17 protein-coding genes are annotated in these 17,168 nt (G+C 35.1%); 9 read left to right on the top strand and 8 right to left on the bottom strand.

All coding sequences use genetic code 11. The annotated features are described in order from the left end of the window. Nucleotides 1-561, top strand: coding sequence for a hypothetical protein (locus JMN12_RS12375; protein WP_088594310.1), 561 nt, complete (start codon nucleotides 1-3; stop codon nucleotides 559-561). A 3-nt stretch (nucleotides 562-564) separates the two neighbouring features. Continuing rightward, complete coding sequence (locus JMN12_RS12370; protein ID WP_088594311.1) at nucleotides 565-1,002, top strand: hypothetical protein; 438 nt, start codon at nucleotides 565-567, stop codon at nucleotides 1,000-1,002. On the opposite strand, the gene JMN12_RS12365 is transcribed toward JMN12_RS12370, so the two are convergent. Both JMN12_RS12365 and panD read right to left on the bottom strand, forming a co-directional pair. Then, nucleotides 932-1,888, bottom strand: a complete 957-nt coding sequence (locus JMN12_RS12365; RefSeq protein WP_203139533.1) for a YbhN family protein — start codon at nucleotides 1,886-1,888, stop codon at nucleotides 932-934. The two genes, JMN12_RS12370 and JMN12_RS12365, sit on opposite strands and share 71 nt — an antisense overlap. Next, complete coding sequence (panD, locus tag JMN12_RS12360) at nucleotides 1,885-2,235, bottom strand: aspartate 1-decarboxylase (RefSeq protein ID WP_009751096.1); 351 nt, start codon at nucleotides 2,233-2,235, stop codon at nucleotides 1,885-1,887. The genes JMN12_RS12365 and panD overlap by 4 nt, the downstream gene beginning before the upstream one ends. A 225-nt stretch (nucleotides 2,236-2,460) precedes the next feature. Here panD and sucD point away from each other — a divergent pair, with 225 nt between their 5' ends. Beyond that, the gene (sucD, locus tag JMN12_RS12355) at nucleotides 2,461-3,336 is read left to right on the top strand and encodes a succinate--CoA ligase subunit alpha (protein WP_203139531.1); all 876 of its coding nucleotides are present in this window, start codon (nucleotides 2,461-2,463) and stop codon (nucleotides 3,334-3,336) included. Nucleotides 3,337-3,468: 132 nt separating this feature from the next. Further along, nucleotides 3,469-4,620 carry a serine hydrolase domain-containing protein gene (locus tag JMN12_RS12350; RefSeq protein WP_203139529.1) on the top strand — a complete coding sequence of 384 codons (1,152 nt, stop codon included), beginning with the start codon at nucleotides 3,469-3,471 and terminating at the stop codon, nucleotides 4,618-4,620. Nucleotides 4,621-4,719: 99 nt separating this feature from the next. Here JMN12_RS12350 and JMN12_RS12345 read toward each other — a convergent pair whose 3' ends face one another. From JMN12_RS12345 to JMN12_RS12335, 3 genes are all read right to left on the bottom strand, one after another. Next, on the bottom strand, nucleotides 4,720-6,174 hold the full coding sequence (locus JMN12_RS12345) for an aminoacyl-histidine dipeptidase (RefSeq protein WP_203139527.1): 1,455 nt from the start codon (nucleotides 6,172-6,174) through the stop codon (nucleotides 4,720-4,722). 81 nt (nucleotides 6,175-6,255) lie between these two features. Then, nucleotides 6,256-8,484, bottom strand: a complete 2,229-nt coding sequence (locus JMN12_RS12340; protein ID WP_203139525.1) for a patatin-like phospholipase family protein — start codon at nucleotides 8,482-8,484, stop codon at nucleotides 6,256-6,258. Nucleotides 8,485-8,549: 65 nt separating this feature from the next. After that, nucleotides 8,550-9,209 carry a class I SAM-dependent methyltransferase gene (locus tag JMN12_RS12335; RefSeq protein WP_088594317.1) on the bottom strand — a complete coding sequence of 220 codons (660 nt, stop codon included), beginning with the start codon at nucleotides 9,207-9,209 and terminating at the stop codon, nucleotides 8,550-8,552. Between the two features lie 144 nt (nucleotides 9,210-9,353). On the opposite strand from JMN12_RS12335, the gene JMN12_RS12330 reads away from it, so the two are divergent. Next, entirely contained in the window at nucleotides 9,354-10,100 is a 747-nt protein-coding gene (locus JMN12_RS12330; protein ID WP_088594318.1) for an electron transfer flavoprotein subunit beta/FixA family protein, read from the top strand. 6 nt (nucleotides 10,101-10,106) lie between these two features. Continuing rightward, nucleotides 10,107-11,057 carry an electron transfer flavoprotein subunit alpha/FixB family protein gene (locus JMN12_RS12325; protein WP_088594319.1) on the top strand — a complete coding sequence of 317 codons (951 nt, stop codon included), beginning with the start codon at nucleotides 10,107-10,109 and terminating at the stop codon, nucleotides 11,055-11,057. A 66-nt stretch (nucleotides 11,058-11,123) separates the two neighbouring features. Here the strand turns inward: JMN12_RS12325 and mnmE are convergent, their stop codons facing one another. Both mnmE and JMN12_RS12315 read right to left on the bottom strand, forming a co-directional pair. Then, nucleotides 11,124-12,539: a tRNA uridine-5-carboxymethylaminomethyl(34) synthesis GTPase MnmE gene (gene mnmE / locus JMN12_RS12320; protein WP_088595303.1), complete on the bottom strand. Its 1,416-nt coding sequence runs from the start codon at nucleotides 12,537-12,539 to the stop codon at nucleotides 11,124-11,126. Beyond that, nucleotides 12,532-13,656 (bottom strand): hypothetical protein, encoded by a 1,125-nt coding sequence (locus tag JMN12_RS12315; RefSeq protein WP_203139523.1) that lies wholly within the window; start codon nucleotides 13,654-13,656, stop codon nucleotides 12,532-12,534. The genes mnmE and JMN12_RS12315 overlap by 8 nt, the downstream gene beginning before the upstream one ends. A gap of 142 nt (nucleotides 13,657-13,798) precedes the next feature. Between JMN12_RS12315 and rplS the strand changes: the two genes are divergently transcribed. The 3 genes from rplS to JMN12_RS12300 all read left to right on the top strand — a co-directional run bounded on the left by rplS (nucleotide 13,799) and on the right by JMN12_RS12300 (nucleotide 16,037). Further along, complete coding sequence (rplS, locus tag JMN12_RS12310) at nucleotides 13,799-14,146, top strand: 50S ribosomal protein L19 (protein WP_002678925.1); 348 nt, start codon at nucleotides 13,799-13,801, stop codon at nucleotides 14,144-14,146. 105 nt (nucleotides 14,147-14,251) lie between these two features. Beyond that, nucleotides 14,252-15,580: an exonuclease domain-containing protein gene (locus JMN12_RS12305; RefSeq protein WP_088594321.1), complete on the top strand. Its 1,329-nt coding sequence runs from the start codon at nucleotides 14,252-14,254 to the stop codon at nucleotides 15,578-15,580. Next, nucleotides 15,573-16,037, top strand: a complete 465-nt coding sequence (locus tag JMN12_RS12300; RefSeq protein WP_088594322.1) for a hypothetical protein — start codon at nucleotides 15,573-15,575, stop codon at nucleotides 16,035-16,037. Before JMN12_RS12305 ends, JMN12_RS12300 begins: the two co-directional genes overlap by 8 nt. On the opposite strand, the gene hemW is transcribed toward JMN12_RS12300, so the two are convergent. Beyond that, complete coding sequence (hemW, locus tag JMN12_RS12295; protein ID WP_203139521.1) at nucleotides 16,011-17,162, bottom strand: radical SAM family heme chaperone HemW; 1,152 nt, start codon at nucleotides 17,160-17,162, stop codon at nucleotides 16,011-16,013. The genes JMN12_RS12300 and hemW overlap by 27 nt on opposite strands. Between the last annotated feature and the right edge of the window lie 6 nt (nucleotides 17,163-17,168).

Here is a 17,168-nt window from a genome sequence, read left to right as displayed (position 1 = left end):
ATGAGAAAAAATCTTATAGCGATAGCTACCATTTTCATTACTTTGGTAGCTTGTAACACAAGCAACAAAATCAATACTGATGAGGCTACTACACTCATCACTGAATATTTAGAGGAAAATCCCCTCTATGAAACTGGTAAATTCAATACTAATAAACAAAAATTAGTAACCAATAAGGATAAAGAACTCATTGAGAGCATTCAGCGATTATCTGATGAAGGATTGATAGCTATCAACAATGAAAAAACACGTAAAAAGTGGTTTTCTAAGGATAGTGTATATGTGATCTCCCCTACCCTAACTGAAGAGGCTCTCCCCTATTTAGTAAAACAAAACAAAAATAGTGCTCAAGTAAAGACCATTATCTACAAACTAAATAATAAAAAGATAACTCTCGAAAAAAGTACTGAAAAAATGGCTACTTGTGTAGTAGTTTTAGATAAGGAAAAAACTCCTTTCTATAGTTTTGGAAAAGACCCCTATCCCAATAGCAACTTTATTACTCAAAAGTTTAAATTAAAATATAACGAGAAATCAGGATGGAAAATCATAAAAAAATAAACTATGAAAAATTTTAGTATCCTTACTCTCATACAAGCTGTAATGAGCCTCATTTCAGCTATCCTTATCTCTAAAATGTCATTTATAGGTAAGATAGGGGTAAGTACTTTTTACAGCCAATATGCAGTGTTTAAAACGTGGTGGAAAACAGCTATCTTGCTATTTATAGTACAATTCATCTTACTGTTATTTCTGCAAACTTTCCGCTCAAAAGTAAGCGCAGGATTTGCTCGTGCTTTAGCGCTTTTACTTGCTGTTGTAGGTGCAGTGGGGTTCTATCTCTCGTATGTAGATTTCACCACTACTTCTCATAAGATGATGAAATTCAGTTTTCATTTTGGATTTTATCTCTTTTGGATAGCGTGGCTCATTACTTGTGGTTATTTTCTTTTAGCCAAGGAAGCAAAGCAAACGCCCCCCCCCCAAGAAGAAGTGTTATAGCAAATTGTGAAGTCCAAACAAGCCATCCAAAAGCAGTACCTATAGGAGTTGGAACTCCAAAGAGATATAATACTTCTGCTATAAAAAATGGGTAAGCACCAAATCCTGCATTGGTGAAAGTCATAGCAAAACTACCTATGACAAAAGCTGTAAGTACGTTTGGTAAACTTATATTAGTAGTCTCTGGTAAGGCGAAGAAAGGAATATAAAACATCAAAAAGTACATTGCCCATATAAATAATGTATGTACCAAAAAAATCCAACGATGGCGTATTTTCAACACTGAAAATACGCCCTCTTTTATACCGTTTAAAAACGTCTTCACTTTTATAAAAAACTTGCGTTCTGAAGTATATATAAGGTATAAGAAAATCACAAATGATAGCCCTCCTATTAGCAAGATCCATAAGAGTTTTTCAAACGGAATTTTAGAGAGTATAAAGTTGCTTATCACCTCAAATTGCAATACAAAAGCTGTAGCGGTAAACAAAAATAACAAGAGTAAATCAATCACACGTTCAGAGATAATTGTCCCAAACGATTTTTCAAAAGGTACTCCATCATAATTGCTTACTAATAAAGCTCGTGACACTTCACCTGAGCGCGGTATGGTTACATTTACTAAATACCCCATAAACACTGCCATTATTCGATGTAATAAAGAGGTTTTATACCCCATTGGTCTAAACATCAATTCCCAACGAACTGCTCGCGATATATCTGCTAAGAATCCTAAAAACACAGCTAAAATTATATAAAAATAATCAGCAACAAGAAATGTTTTTTTTATCTCAGTAAATTGTTCTTCAGTAAATTGCTGATAAGCATACCAACATAAAAACCCTCCCACAAGTAGTGGAAGGGTAATCTTTAACCATTTTTTCATTCCAAAAGATTTGTTTGTTCATTAGGGAAGATTATAGAAGGTTTAAAGGTTTTTGCTTCTTCAAAATTCATTAAAGCATACGAGATGATAATTACTATATCTCCTCTTTGCACCCTACGCGCTGCAGGTCCATTTAGTACAATAGCTCCTGAATTTCGTTTCCCTTTGATGATATAAGTATCAAAACGTTCTCCATTATTCACATTTACTATTGATACTTTCTCACCTTCTATCATTCCTGCAGCCTCTACCAAAGCTTCATCTATGGTAATGCTACCTATGTAATCTAAATCTGCCCCTGTAACTTTCACACGGTGAATTTTAGATTTCAATACTTCTATTTGCATTTTTATTGTATTAAAAAACGCGGCAAAAGTAGGAATAATTTGTCAATTAGCCAATTTGTCAAATTATCATTTTGTTAATTTATTAATTTTAAAATTCAAAATCACCTGATTATGAACAATATATAAAACTTCTTTATATTATTCTTTTTATTTTATTACATAACAATTGTATATATCAAAAAAAACATTTACCTTTGCTTCAACTAAAACTAAAAGTTAATCGCAATGAGTGTATTAGTGAATAAAAATTCAAAGGTGATTGTACAAGGCTTCACCGGAAGTGAAGGTACTTTTCACGCTGAGCAAATGATTGCTTACGGCACGAATGTAGTAGGCGGTATTACCCCTAACAAAGGTGGACAAACACACTTAGGAAAACCCGTATTTAACACCGTAGCCGACGCTGTAAAAGCTACAGGTGCTGATGTTTCTATCATTTTTGTACCTCCTGCTTTTGCTGCCGATGCTATTATGGAAGCTGCCGATGCTGGTATCAAAGTGATTATTACTATTACTGAAGGCATTCCAGTTGCTGATATGGTAAAAGTAGCTGCCTATATCAAAAACCGTAATTGCCGTTTGGTAGGACCTAATTGTCCTGGAGTTATTACTCCTGAGGAAGCTAAAGTAGGTATTATGCCTGGTTTTATCTTCAAAAAAGGCAACGTAGGAATTGTCTCCAAATCGGGAACACTCACTTATGAGGCTGCCGATCAAATCGTTCGTCAAGGTTTAGGTATTACTACAGCTATCGGTATAGGAGGCGATCCTATCATCGGAACTACTACTAAAGAAGCTGTAGAACTACTGATGAACGACCCTGAAACTCATTGTATCGTAATGATTGGCGAAATAGGAGGTCAGTTAGAACCCGAAGCTGCCCGTTGGATCAAAGCTAATGGTAACAAAAAACCTGTAGTGAGCTTCATTGCAGGCGAAACAGCTCCTAAAGGGCGTACTATGGGCCACGCTGGGGCTATTGTAGGTGGTGCCGATGATACCGCCGAAGCTAAAAAACGCATTTTAAAAGAATGCGGTATCCACGTAGTCGATTCACCTGCCAAAATAGGTGAAAAAGTAGCCAAAATACTCAAAAAATAGAAATACTCAAACTGTTTGATTACTGTCTAAAAAGTTCCATATACTTTTTTAGACAGTTTTTTTATGCATTTTTTGATTAACTCATTCAATATTTGTACTTTTGCACCCCGAAAAGTAAAACATTACATTACAATGAAAAAACTAATATCTATTGTTTTGATTTCTACAATTATATCTTTCTTCAACAACCTTTTTGGTCAAAAAAAACTACTTGACACCGATGTATTCCGTAAAAATCCTTCTGAAGTAACTTCTTTTGAAGAAGCTCAAAAAGAAGCTGAAAAAATATTGCAATATCTCATTCAAGAAGAATTGATTCCTGGCGCTTCTATCACAGTTACCAAACAAGGAAAAACAATATGGCAAGGTGGATACGGCTATGCCGATATTTCTAAAAAAAAGCCTATTGACCCTAAAACTACAATTTTTAGGGTGGCAAGTATGTCTAAAGCCATTACTGGAGTAATTTTAGCGCGCCTGCAAGAGCAGAAAAAATTTGATTGGAATATGTCTCTATACGAATACATTCCTGATTTTCCCCAAAAACCTTTTGATTTTACTATAAAACAGTTAGCAGGACACTTAGCCGGTATACGCTCCTACAAAGCTAATGAATATACACTCAACAAGCCTTATACTATAGCGCAAGGAGTTGATTTATTTAAAGATGATATTTTGCAATCAGCCCCTGGTACAAAGTTTCTTTATAGCAGTTATGGTATCAACCTTATTTCGTTCGCTATTGAAAAATGTCTCAATAAAAAATTTGAAGATATAGCAAAAGAAGAAGTTTTTAAACCTTTAAATATGTGGCGCACTTTCCCCGATAGAGGTAAAATTATTCAAGATGAAGCTATTCCTTACACACGCAGTAAAAAGGGATTGGATAAAGCTACTGATGTGAATAACTACTTCAAGCTTGCTGGCGGTGGATTCCTTTCTACATCCAATGATATAGCTAAAATGGGTACAGCTATAGAACGCCACAGCTTTCTTTCTCAACCTATCCAAAATGAAATGCTTAAAAAACAATGTACTATAGACGATACTGAAATAAGTTATGGTATTGGCTGGCAAGTACAACGCGATTGGAACGGACGTGATTATTTTGGTCATACGGGTATGGGCGTAGGAGGATTTGGTTGGTTATCAGTATATCCTAATGAAGAAGTAGTAATAGTAATGCTTTTCAATGTAACCGACCCACAAATTAGTATCTATTTGCAACGCCTCACCGACTTTATTTTAGAAGGAGCTGAACATATTCCGTCTATTTATCAATAAATATTCAGTTTTATATATCTTCCTCCATACTTCAAAAAATTGCAGAGGCATTTACGAAACGCCTCTGCAAATAAGATTTATTTTTTGGTAACTATATTTCTATTTTGTAGGAATATTCTGAAGTATTGCTAACAAGAACTTCCAAAACTTCTGTACAGAAGCTATATTTACCTTTTCAGCAGGCGAGTGTGCCCCTTTGATAGTAGGACCAAAGCTCACCATTTCCATTTCGGGGTAATGGGTTCCTAAAATGCCACATTCTAAGCCTGCGTGGCAAGCTACTACATTAGGTGTTTCACCGAAGAGTGTTTTGTATTGTGCTTTTACAATCTTCAAGATTTCAGCATCTACTTTGGGCTCCCAACCTGGGTAACTACCAGTGTATTCTACTTCAAATCCAGCCAGCTCAAAAGCAGTACGAATCGTATCAGCCAAATCATATTTAGAAGTTTCTGAAGCTGAACGAGTGAGGCAATACACGTTTATTTCGCCGTCTTTAATTTGTACCCTTGCTACATTATTACTGGTTTCTACAAGGTCAGCAATCGTCTGACTCATTTTGTACACCCCATTGAAAGCTGCGTAAAGAGCGCGTAATACATCTTCTTGTTCTTCTTCTTCCATTACTTTCTCAGGTACCGCAGTAGGTTCAAGTAATACTGTAAGAGTCGGTTCAGTTACTGAATACTCGTGTTGGAGTGCTTGGGTAAGCGTAGCTACTTCTTTTTTAAAAGCCACTTCGTCGTTTTTATCAATAGTTACCGCAGCGACGCTTTCTCTCGGAATAGCATTGCGCAAACCGCCTCCATCTACACTTGCAATGTGTAAACCAAATTTCTCAGTACAAGTGAATAATATACGGTTCATTAGTTTGTTGGCATTAGCATAACCCTTATGGATATCTGTACCACTATGTCCGCCGTGCAATCCTTTTATGGTAAGTATATAGCCTACTGAATTATCAGGCGTATCTACCACGTCGTACTCTCTAAACGCCGATACATCTACACCACCAGCACATCCTATATCAATTTCGTCGTCTTCCTCAGTATCTAAGTTGAGAAGAAAATCACCAGAGAGCAATCCGCCTTTGAGCCCTTTAGCACCCGTCATTCCTGTTTCTTCGTCAATAGTAAAGAGTGTTTCGAGAGCAGGGTGAGGGATATCCTTACTTTGGAGTATTGTCATAATGCTTGCTACCCCAATACCATTATCGGCTCCCAAAGTTGTACCATCAGCACGTACCCAGTCGCCATCTACTAACATTTTGATACCTTCCGTACTAAAATCAAACACTGTATCGTTGTTCTTTTGGTGTACCATATCGAGGTGTGATTGTAACACTACTGTTTTACGGTTTTCCATTCCTGCCGTAGCGGGCTTTTTAATGATTACATTGCCCGTTTCGTCTTGATAGGTATCAAGTCCTAAACTTTTGCCAAAAGCCACCATAAAAGCAATGACTTTCTCTTCTTTTTTTGATGGGCGAGGTACGGCATTCAAGCTCGCAAAGTTCGCCCATAACTGTTTTGGTTCTAACTCTGTTATTTTCATTATATTTAGTTATTTATTAGTTATCGTAATATTGTTTTTAGTATTTTGTCGCTAATATCTTTCACTTTTCATTTTTTCACTTTAGAACCAATACCCTATATTAAACAGCCATATTGCTTGCCGTATTTCGGGTGAGTAAGTGCATTTTAGTTCTATAGGTCCCAAAAAACTTTCAATACTATACCCTATACCATAGCCCGAATAATCAGGGTATTTTTCCCATTGAAAACTTTCAAAAAGATTATTATCTGCTTTAGCTACATTAGCCAATAGTAACAAGTGATGTTTTTTAAAAGGTTGAAAATCTATCACCCATTCTGTTTTTAAGTAGTTTTTAGCACCAATACTCAAAAAATCATAGCCATAGAAAGGTGAGTAGTTAGAGAATACATTTTTATTGTATCCTCCTAAAAAGAAGTCTAATGAATACGTTTTAGAATTTCCTATCGTAACACCTCCTTCAAACCCTATTCGTGTATTCAATCTTGGTAGTATGGGAATAGCGAATGATATTTCTGTTTTGCCTGTGGTGAACTTATTAAAATTTGCATCATTAGGAGCTGCAAGTGCGTAAAGGTTAAATTGTGTATTAAAAAACACACCTTTACTTGGAAAAAAACTATTGTCAAAACTATCGTATTTTAAATAAGAATATAAACTGCCAAAGTGTTTTTTTTCAGAATATGAAGCAATAGCGCTTACTGAATATATTTGTTCAGCATCAAACTGTACTTTGCGGTGTTCTGCACCTAATCCAAACACAAAACCATTGCCTAAGAGCGTTTGTAAATACAATTGATTTACCCAATCGTAAGCCTCTACGTCCATTCGGTTGAGTTCAGATTGTTCTATTCTATAATTAGATAAACGTCTTGTATTCAGATTACGGTCGAACTGCACAAATTTAGAACGCAATCCATAACTGATATAGAATCCTTTATCTACAAAATAATCAAACTGATAGCGTATATTATCGCCTACGATAAGGTCAAGTGAAAGGAAGTCACTATCCTGTAAAAAATAGTTTTGAGTATAGTTCATCAAGAAGCCTGTTTTCAACAGATTATCATAATGAATGCCAAACTTCAAAAAAGTACGTTGCGGATTTTCTTTCAAGAAAAAATCAATATGTTCCCCTTCAAAAGTATGTCTAATTTGATAATTAATAGAATGGAAATTATTTGTTGCCATTAGGTTAGACAATCCGTCGTTCAATTCTTCAAACGAAATTTTGCGATCCAAGTGTTTTAAGTGGAGTTTTCCACGCAAGTAGCTACGAGTAAAGTGCTCGTTATTATGAAAATGTATTTCTTTTAGATAAAAAGAATCTATTTTCTCTATAGGTTCTCTCCGTTGGGTAGTATGTTTTTGTTGAGCAGCTATTTCACGCAAACGAGGCAAAAAATGTTCAGCAGCTATTTTCCCATTGTTGATGATTGTCTCACCTTTATCAAACGAAATCACATTGAATCCTTCTATATTAGGTTTGATGTATACATCTGTTTCTTTTATTTTCTGTGGCATATTATCTACCATCGGGAAAGTTGTAATTTGTGAAAAGATACTTAAAAAAGAGTTGATTTCCTCACGTTTTGCTAACGGACTCTGTACATCTACCCCTATAATAATATCCATTCCTTTTTTTTTCACTTCGTCTACGGGGTAATTATCAGCTATACCTCCATCAGTAAGCCATTTACCATCTATTTCTACCAAATCAAATAGCGAAGGGAATGAGCCACTAGCTTGTATAGCTTGAGGTAAGAAGCCGTCTTCAAGTACTACTCCTTTCCCTGTTTCTATATCAGTAGCCACGCATAGAAAAGGAATAGGTAACTTAGAAAAATCAAAAATTTCATTCACAGGATAGAGTAATTTCACAAATTCATTATAGATATTTTGACCTTTCGATACTGCACGAGGTAACCCTACTTTGAAGTTATCAAAAGGTAATGCTACAGTATAACGATCGTATATATAACGTTCGTGCAATGATTTTGCACGACGTGAAGTTTTGTCTTGCAAAAGTTTATCAAAGTCTAATTGTCGGAAGATAGAGTCCAATTCATTAGCCGAGTATCCTGCAGCATACATAGCACCTACCATTGCCCCCATACTTGTCCCCCCAATATAATCAATACGTACTCCTGCTTCCTCCAATACTTTTAACACTCCTATATGCGCTAATCCTTTCGCTCCACCTCCACTGAGCACTAAGCCTACTTTTAAGTCTTTATTAGAAGTATTTGACTGACTATAAACTATATAAGGAGTTATTATAAGGAGTATGATAAGTAATAAAATTCTCATACATTTTCTTCTTTTATAAACTTGGCACAAAGGTACAAATAATTGGTGAATTAACAAATTTTAAATTAGCAAGTTCCTATCACAACCCAATACTTTCGTTGGATACTTTTGCCTTTTGCTGAAACAAGAGTTTCTTCAAAAGGCAATTTTGTTATATCTTCAAAACCAGCTACTTTAAGTATTTCAGCTACTTCTTCAGCGGTATAAAACTGAAAACCTTCACGCGCAAAAGGCGTCTTCTCTCCCGTACTTTTATCTATAAAACCAATAGCTACTTTACCTTGTGAGCTGAGTAAAGCGCGAATCTTTTTGTAATAATATAATGGGTTTTCTAAAAAATAAAGGGTATTTACCGAAAAACATACATCAAAAGAATAATCGAAATTAGGGAGCTTATCAGCAGCTACCTCTAAAAAATGTACTTTTTTTTGACTAACTAAAACGTTGTTGTACTCAGTTGCTTCAGTTATCATTGCAGCAGAGGTTTCTACCCCTATATATTGTAGGGAACTTTCCTTGTTAAATAAATACGGGAGATGATTGCCATTACCAAAACCTATCTCTAAAACTTTTTGATGGGGTTGCAGTGCTAAACAATCAATAGTACAGTTTATCATAGCACTATTGGAAGCAAAAATAAAATCGCCTACTTCTTTGGCGTAGTCTCCTTCAGGGTGACGAAACAACTGTCCTAACAGACGCATATCAGTAATGGGAGGGGTCATTATTTCTTATAGTATTTCAATTAATTAGAACGGCAAAGTTACGATTTTTTGTATAATAATTTGTGTAGTTAGTAAAAACATAGTACTTTTACGCCTTTAAAATTAAAACATTAAGTTGAATTTAATCCTATTATCTATAAGATTATGAAGATATTAGTATGTATCAGTAGTGTTCCCGACACTACTTCTAAAATAAACTTTACGGAAGATAACAAACAGTTCAATCCTTCAGGGGTACAGTTTATTATCAATCCTAATGATGAGTTTTGCCTCACTAAAGCTATTATGCTTAAAGAACAATTAGGGGCAAGTGTTACCCTTGTGAATGTGGGAACACAAGAAACAGAACCAGTACTAAGAAAAGCTTCAGCTATAGGAGCCGACGATATCATTCGTATAGATGCCGCCCCTACTGATGCTTTTTTTGTAGCTACTCAGCTTGCAAGAGTTGCTAAAGAAGGTAATTATGACCTTATCATCGCAGGTAAGGAATCTATCGACTACAATGGTGGAATGGTAGGAGGTTATTTAGCTTCGCTTTTAAACCTTCCTTTTATAAACAAATGTATAGGTTTAGAAATTGAAGGCATCAAAGTAACTGCCCAACGAGAAATAGATGGCGGCAGAGAAAAACTAACTGCTACACTTCCTTTGGTAATTGCAGGGCAAAAAGGTCTTACTCAAGAGAAAGACCTCCGTATCCCCAATATGCGTAACTTAATGGCAGCACGCACTAAAGCAATCACGGTATTACCTGCTGAGGCTACCGATGTGAGGGTAACAACTGTAGGATTTGAGAAACTCCCTGCAAAACAACCTGTGAAAATGGTATCTGCCGATGATTTAGATACCCTTATTGATTTATTACACAACGAAGCAAAAGTAATTTAATTAAAAATGTCAGTACTCATATATATAGATTCCGAAAACGGAAAAGTGAAAAAAAGCGCTTTTGAAGTAGCTACCTATGCTCGTGCAATTGCCGATAAACAACAAACAAAAGTAGTAGCTGTAACTATAAATGTACCTCAACCTGAAGTATTAGCTGCTTATGGGGTAAATAAAGTGCTTAGCATTACCAATGACCAACTACAACATATTTCTGCCAATACACTCAATCATCTATTGCAACAAGCAGTAGCAAAAGAAAATAGTACAATAGTGGTATTTAGTGCTTCTTCACAAGCCAAAGAAGTAGCTCCTTTATTAGCTAATAGTTTGCAAGCGGGGTATGTATCTAATATCATTTCTTTACCTACTGAAGATTTTATTGTAAAAAGTAATGTGTTCTCAAACAAAGCGATTAGCCTTAGTCAAATCAATACCCCTATAAAAGTATTAGGATTAGCTCCTAATGCTTTTAAAATAGAAGAAAAAAATGTTGAACTTGCAGTAGAACCTTTTGCTCCTACACTTCCTGATAGTGATCAGGAGATACAAGTAATCACTACTGAGAAAACCTCAGGTAAAGTGTCGTTAGACGATGCTACTATAGTGGTTTCAGGAGGAAGAGGGTTGAAAGCAGCCGAGAATTGGCAGATAGTGGAAGGACTTGCTGAAGTATTAGGTGCAGCAACCGCTTGTTCTAAACCTGTCGCTGATATGGGATGGCGACCTCATTCTGAACACGTAGGACAAACGGGTAAACCTGTAGCGCCTAATCTCTATATAGCTATAGGTATTTCGGGAGCTATACAGCACTTGGCAGGAGTAAATGCCTCTAAAGTGAAATTAGTTATCAATTCTGATCCTGAAGCACCTTTTTTCAAAGCTGCCGATTATGGTGTTGTAGGTGATGCTTTTGAGGTAGTTCCTAAACTCATTGAAAAACTTAAAGCAAGACAATAACAAATAATCCAAACATTATAAACTTTGCCAAGGATTCTGTCCTTTGGCAAAGTTTTTATTTTTTATTTATTTCCCGATACAGAAGCGGGAAAATATGTTTCCTAAGACCTCCTCATTACTTACTTCTCCAGTGATACTGCCTAAATGATAAAGTGTTTCACGTATATCAATAGCTAATAAATCACCCGATAAATGCATTTGCATTCCTTCTTCTACTTTTTCAATAGCTTGTAAGGCATTGGAAAGAGCTTCGTAATGACGGATATTCGTTACTACAGTTGCCTTGCCAGTTTGACTAAGCGTTTGGGCATAATCAGCGAGAAAGTTCTTTAACTCAGTGATATTTTGCCCTTCTTTAGCTGATATTCTTAATAAAGTATCAGTATAGCCTTTGAGAGATTGTAGAATCTCATCATCAAAAGCAGTTGTCTCTTCTGATGATAAGTCTGTTTTGTTGTGTAGTAAAACATATTTAGCACCCTCTCGGTAGTTTTCCTTTACAAAAGTAGTGATTTCACTCACTGTATTATCTTTGTCGTCAAATAGAAATAATATCACTGAGGCTTTTTCTATTTTTTCTTTGGCTTTTTGTACCCCTATTGCTTCTATTTGATCTTGTGTGTCACGAATACCTGCCGTATCAATAAAACGAAAAGCAATACCTCCTATATGTAAGGTTTCTTCAATCGTATCACGAGTTGTGCCTGCAATATCCGATACAATAGCACGCTCTTCATTTAGTAAAGCATTGAGCAAGGTTGATTTGCCTGCATTGGGTTTCCCTACAATTGCCACAGGAATACCATTTTTCAAAACATTTCCTACTGAAAATGATTGGATAAGTGATGATAACGTAGTTTTAATAGTTTTTAAAAGGGTTTTAAACTGACTTCTATCAGCAAATTCTACATCTTCTTCCGAAAAATCTAACTCAAGCTCTATTAGTGAGGCAAAATTGAGTAATTCTTGTCGTAGTGCTTCTATTTCAGAAGTAAAGCCTCCACGCATTTGTTGCAAAGCTACTTGATGAGAGGCTTTACTATCAGAGGCAATTAGGTCGGCTACCGCTTCTGCTTGATTGAGTGCTAATTTGCCATTTAAGAAAGCGCGTTTAGTGAATTCTCCTGCTTCAGCCAAACGAGCGCCATTGGCTAAACACAATTTAATAACTTCTTCTACAATATAATTACTTCCGTGACAAGAAAACTCTACTACGGGTTCTCCTGTATATGATTTTGTACCTTTGAAAATAGTAGCCAAACACTCATCAATCACTTGGTTTTTAGCTTCTAAAGTTCCTAAATGTACTGTGTGGGAGGGAGCGTTGATTAAAGGTTTTTTGCTATAGCTCTTGAATATTCGGTCAGATATCTCTATAGCATCGACACCTGATAATCGAATAACAGCAATAGCTCCTATTCCCGAAGCAGTTGCTAAAGCAACAATAGTATCGCTCGTATATATTGTATTTTTCTTATTCATAGTAAGTGATATTTGTTTTTTCGATGTACAACAATCGATTATTTTCATCGGTTACAACTTCTTCAACCAAATTTCCTATAATATCATAAGAGTATGTGTGGTTTTCAATGCTTGTTTTGTTATTTCTATTGGTATAAATGTATTGTACTAATTTATTCTTATCATTGTATTGTTTAGTATATGAATAGATTAGTGTATCGTTTTTATATTGTTTATAGGTATAGGTATTATGAGAATCATCATATACTTCTTCTGTACAAAAGGCATTAGTAGTCATAAAATCCTCTTTTGTTTTCTTGAGGATTCTGCCCTCTGTATCCTTAATAGTATGAATACTCTGTAGCAATTCTCCTTTTTCATTAAAGAATTGTTCTAAAGTTTCGCCTGTGTTAGGATAGGAATACAAAGTATAATTTTTGAAAGATTCTGAGGTACTATCACATCTTATGACTTTACCTTTAGCATCATACGTGAAAACATAGGTAGTATAATATTGTAGAGTATTTAAATATTGCTTTTGCACTAATATATTACCTTCCCTATTATATTGATAAATATTACTTTCTATAATTTTCTTCTTACCGTCCTCAAATATAGCATCTTCAGTGAGATTACCTTTTTTATCGTATTGATAAACTTCTTTTCTGTACAATTTGCCGCTTGCATTGTATTCAAAAATACTTTTAAACTTACCATAAGAGTGGTATTCATTTTCAGTCCTTTTCTTTAGATTTTTCATATCATCATAATATATTACTTTAGTGATTAAATCCTTTTTATTGTAAAAACTTATAGTTATTTCTTTCAGTTCATTTTCACTGTACTCCTCATCTCTCACACTACGAGCTTTTTTGTTATGAGTATAATGATGTATAGTATAAGTATTTTTACTTTCATCATAAAATACTCTTTCTAACAAATATCCTTCTTTATCATAATGATGGGTAAATTTATACAGATTTTTATTTACTGAACTATCAATTTTGAGGAGTTCTGTTTGTATAGTTTTTACTTTCCCCTTATAGTCTTTAGCATCGGCAAAAAGAGACAGAAATTGAGCTTTTGTTATCAAAGGGATCACTCCTAAAATAATAAGAAATAGTTTGTTAAAATTCATAATTGTGTATTAGTGAGGCGACAAAAGTACGAAAAAACTTGCTAATTCAAAAAAAAATAGTACCTTTGCCCCCGATTTGGAGTAACCTCTGGCGAGAGTCGTGAATGTTGCCCAATGATAACATAATTATTTTATATTTTTTATGGAACCATTATTAAAGTACGTACAAGACAACTTTATTGAGAAAAAAGAATTCCCAGAATTTTCAGCAGGTGATACTATCACTGTGTATTATGAAATCAAAGAGGGAGACAAAAAACGTACTCAGTTTTTTAAAGGTGTTGTAATACAACGCAAAGGTCACGGCGTGACAGCTACATTTACCATTCGCAAAATGTCTGGTACAGTAGGGGTAGAACGTATCTTCCCTATCAATATGCCTGCCCTTCAAAAAATTGAAGTAAACAAAAAAGGTAAAGTTAGACGTGCTCGCATCTATTACTTTAGAGGACTTACAGGTAAAAAAGCCCGTATTAAAGAAGTTCGCTAAAAGAAAATTGATGAACAACATAAAAGCAAAGAGTAAAGTATGCCTTTCTCTTTGCTTTTTTTCATTTACTAATGACTAAATGTCTAATCCCTAACACTTAAACATTTGTACGCAATACTCGACATAGAAACTACGGGAGGTAAATACGATGAAGAAGGTATTACCGAAATTGCTATTTATCAATTTGATGGACATACTATTACTGATCAGTTTATCTCTCTTATCAATCCCGAACGCCCTATACAAGACTATGTTACTAAACTTACAGGCATTAACAACAAGATGTTGCGCAATGCACCAAAGTTTTATGAGATAGCCAAACGCATAGTGGAGATTACAGAAGGGTGTATCATTGTTGGGCACAATGCCGCCTTTGATTATCGCATTTTGCAAACAGAATTTCGCCGTTTAGGATATGAGTACATCAAAACAACACTCTGTACAGTAGAACTCTCACAACAACTCATTCCTGATAAAGAATCGTATAGCTTAGGAAAATTAGTGCGTTCTTTAGGTATCCCGATGAGTGAACGCCATCGTGCTTCGGGCGATGCTATGGCTACCCTCAATCTTTTTAAATATTTACTTGAAAAAGACACTAAAAAGAGTATTATCACCGCTTCAGTAAAAAATGATGTACGCTTAGAAATGGCTTCACGACACCTAAAAATACTCGATGCACTCCCTGAAACCTTAGGCGTATTCTATATTCACAACGAAGAAGGTAAAATTATCTATGTAGGAAAACATAAAAACATCAAAGGACGGGTGAACCAATTGCTCACCTCTCCCTCTAAACGCGATAGATATTTGCAACGCCATACTTATAAGGTAACTTATGAAGAAATGGGAAATGAACTCATTGCAACCCTTAAAGAATTAGAACTTATACAACTTAACAATCCTAAATGTAACAACCGGAGTATTGATAAATTAAAGAATATCAACTATATACTTACTTCTCATTACAACAAAAGAGGATACCTCTGTTTTTCTATAGAATTATTGCAATCGCAAAACAATTTTATCACTACTTTTGAAACACTAAAAGAAGGATTGTTTTTTTTGAAGCGCATAGAAAAAGAATTTCAACTCAACGAAGTAGATTTCTATAACGAATCTCCTGAAATATACAATAAACGAGTTAAAGAAATTTTTGCTAAATACGGACTACAAAATGAAGATGTAGCAATTGTAGATAAAGGCAGAGTAGTAGGTGAAAAAAGTATGATTTTAGTAATAGATGGCAATATCAAAGGGTATGGATTTTTAAATCTGAACTACCAACTCACACAACGTTCTATTTTAGAAACCCTTATCACTCCTTTAGCCAATTCTTTACTCAACCGACACCTTTTACACTCTTATCTCCGTAAGAACTCCAAGGTAAAGGTACTCAAACTAAGCGAACAAAAACCTTATCATAATGAATAAACATTTTTTTATTACACTCTTAGGAACTGCTGTTTTGGTAAGTTGTAACTCAACGAACAATGAAAGTGCCACAGCATTAAAGGAATCGGCTGAAAAGATTTCAAAACTTACTGATTCTATCAAAAAGATTGACGAACAACGCCTTGAAGCATTGAATTTCAGTCTTGAAACTAATGAATTAGCACAACAATATTTTGAAGATTTAAAAATTGACAATCCTTCACAAATTGTTATGAATGCGCTAATGGAGATGAATGTAAAGGATCATAACCCTTACATCAAATCAGAGTCTAACGGCAAATTCTTATTTAATAAAATAAGAATACTCAATGAAAAATGGGTGATTTGTGAATTTACTGATGGTGAATTGTGGGGCGACCTGCTTTTGGAATACCACATTGATGGCAACCAAAATGTTACCTTTAAAGCCCTAGATGAGGTCATCCACCCTAAATAAATGCGAAGCTATACCATCTGAGAGGAATCTGCCTTTGCGCGTTACTTTCAGATGGTTTTCTTCTATAACTAAAAGCTCATCGGCAAGGTACTTCTGTGCTTGCTGTAATAAATATTGGTTATAATCTTCCCCAAAAAAAGTTTTTACTTCTTCTAAATCAATTCCTACCATCGTTCGTATACGCGTAATAATAAGTTCGTTATATCGGTTGTTGAGGGTAAGTTCTTCTTTTTCCTGAGGTAATATTCCCTGCTGTATTTGTTGTATATACTTAATGTTATGAGCAATATTCCAACTGCGTTCTTTTCCATTAAAACTATGAGCTGAAGGACCTATCCCCATATAAGGTTTGCCAAACCAATACGCTGTGTTATTCTTACTAAAATACCCCTCTTTACCAAAATTTGAAAACTCATATTGTATAAACCCTTCCTTTTCAAGAGTGTCTATCAGTATTTGAAAGTGTGTATAGGCTTGCTCATCGTTTATAGGTGGTATTTTTCCCGTAGCTATAAACTTGTGCAAAGCTGTTTTTTCTTCTACTGTAAGTGCATAGGCTGAGATATGTGGAATATCAAAAGACAGCGCCTTATTGATATTCTCCTGCCAACGTTCCTTACTCATTCGAGGAATGCCGTAAATCAAATCAATCGTGATATTATTAAAATACTGTGGAGCTATCTGTAATAAAGTCTCTACTTGGCTTACCGTATGCACTCTGTTCATCAATTGTAAGTCCTCTTCAAAAAACGATTGTACTCCTATACTTAGTCTATTGATACCCAAAGAGCGCAATTGTTCTAACATTTGTTGGGGAGAGGAGTCTCTAAAAAAGTCATCAGGATTAGCCTCTAAGGTAATTTCGGCTGTGGGGCTTACCTTGTTATGTGTGAAGATTGTATGAAAAAGCTGTTGTAATTCGTCATACGAAAGGATACTGGGCGTCCCTCCTCCTAAGTAGACTGTTTGTAATTCACTATTTATAGCTTCATCCTTGCGCAAAATGAGTTCCTCACAAAGGGCATTTACCATTTCTTCTTTTCTTTTCAGAGTAGTTGAAAAATGGAAATCACAATAATGACAAGCACGTCTACAAAAGGGAATATGAATGTATAAGCTATACAAAGTGAA

Origin of the sequence: Capnocytophaga genosp. AHN8471 (assembly GCF_016806945.1) — a bacterium.
GTDB classification, from domain to species: Bacteria; Bacteroidota; Bacteroidia; order Flavobacteriales; family Flavobacteriaceae; genus Capnocytophaga; species Capnocytophaga periodontitidis.
The sequence above is the reverse complement of the archived record's forward strand: the minus strand, read 5'-3'. Positions and strand labels throughout refer to the sequence as shown.